At 49.3% G+C, this 1,640-nt stretch carries 2 protein-coding genes; one reads left to right on the top strand and one right to left on the bottom strand.

Translation table 11 applies throughout. The features are described from left to right. A partial coding sequence (gene mobI, locus BHE89_RS16615) for a conjugative transfer protein MobI(A/C) (protein WP_171742523.1) occupies positions 1-393 on the bottom strand: 393 nt, incomplete at its 3' end. A gap of 498 nt (positions 394-891) precedes the next feature. Between mobI and BHE89_RS16610 the strand changes: the two genes are divergently transcribed. Continuing rightward, a partial coding sequence (locus tag BHE89_RS16610; protein ID WP_141008321.1) for a ParM/StbA family protein occupies positions 892-1,640 on the top strand: 749 nt, incomplete at its 3' end.

Here is a 1,640-nt window from a genome sequence, read left to right as displayed (position 1 = left end):
TTTCTTGAAGTGCGACATGCTATAGGCATGACCCCGACCCTTCTTGATATGTGTCGATAGAACCCTTTTCTTTTGTCCGGGAACCTGTTCGACAAATCTGTTGCGATACCACTCTGCAACGAGTGATACGCCTAGAATGCGAACCCGTGTACCGACACGCCCTTGTTCGTCCTCTGATGCTTCTTCACGCGCCGATTTGTGCGCGTTCCAGTACATGTCCGCTTCCTGCTGCGCCTCGACAGCAAGAACCGCTAAGGCGTGATCCAGTTTGCTCCGTACCTCTGCAACAAACTCACGTCCCTCTGCCTCTAGCAGATCCTCTGTTATCTCGGATCGTTCTTCTTCGAGCTTCGGATCTAGCAGATCTAGCCATCGCTCCGTTGGTGGACTCACCTCAAAACCCTCCCAATTCCTATCCAATTCCTATCCACATAACTATCTATCTGGAATTTAAAACTGATTATTCCACTATTGGAATCTAGTTCTGTCTCTAGGCTAACCCATCCTTGGAATTTGTCAAATTTCCCTCTATCTATCTGGAATCTTGACGCCCTTATTCTTTCACCTCCTCTTTCAATGTGAATCTATAAATAAAGATTCCAGATATATTGGACATAGCACCAAAGATTCCAACTGCCTCTTTACCGCCGTCTCTCGGTGCTGGAGGGAAAGCGGTTCTCGATGTAGGGGTAAGGTCTGTTTATGTGAACCTATCCGTGCAGCGTTCCCATAGGTTTCCTTGTTCAACGATCAAAAAACCACCGAAAAGCAATCTAAATGCCCCTTTTGGGCAATTACACAGGCCATTTGTCCCCGCCTTTAGCCTTATTCTCTATCCAACACGCGGCAAGCAATCAAAAAGCAATCAAAAAGCAATCTTTGGAGGATTTCATGAGTCAATTTGTTCTGGGTTTGGATATTGGTTACTCCAACCTGAAAATGGCAATGGGGCATAAAGGTGAGGAAGCTCGCACAGTCGTTATGCCGGTGGGGGCAGGTCCACTGGAACTGATGCCACAACAGTTAACTGGCGGTGCAGGGTCCAGCATTCAGGTTGTGATTGATGGAGAGAAATGGGTTGCAGGCGTCGAGCCTGACCGATTGCAAGGTTGGGAGCGTGAGCTTCACGGCGACTATCCTTCGACCAATCCATACAAGGCTCTTTTCTACGCTGCACTCCTGATGTCCGAGCAGAAGGAGATTGATGTGCTGGTGACTGGCCTGCCTGTTAGTCAGTACATGGAAGTAGAGCGCAGAGAGGCGTTGAAAGCTCGACTTGAGGGCGAGCACCAGATCACGCCAAAACGATCGGTGGCGGTTAAGTCTGTCGTGGTTGTACCTCAACCTGCCGGTGCTTACATGGATGTTGTCAGTTCAACCAAAGATGAAGACCTCCTGGAGATTATCCAGGGAGGAAAAACCGTTGTAATTGACCCTGGGTTCTTCTCTGTAGACTGGGTAGCTCTTGAAGAGGGAGAGGTCCGCTATCATTCATCTGGCACCAGCCTCAAGGCGATGTCGGTGTTGCTACAGGAAACGGATCGGCTAATTCAGGAAGACCACGGCGGTGCCCCTGGCATCGAGAAGATCGAGAAAGCTATTCGTGCCGGTAAGGCCGAAATCTTCCTCTACGGCGAAAA

Source organism: Shigella sp. FC1967, assembly GCF_001743005.1.
In the GTDB taxonomy this organism is placed as follows: Bacteria; Pseudomonadota; Gammaproteobacteria; order Enterobacterales; family Enterobacteriaceae; genus Proteus.
This window is presented reverse-complemented; position numbering and strand designations above follow the sequence as displayed.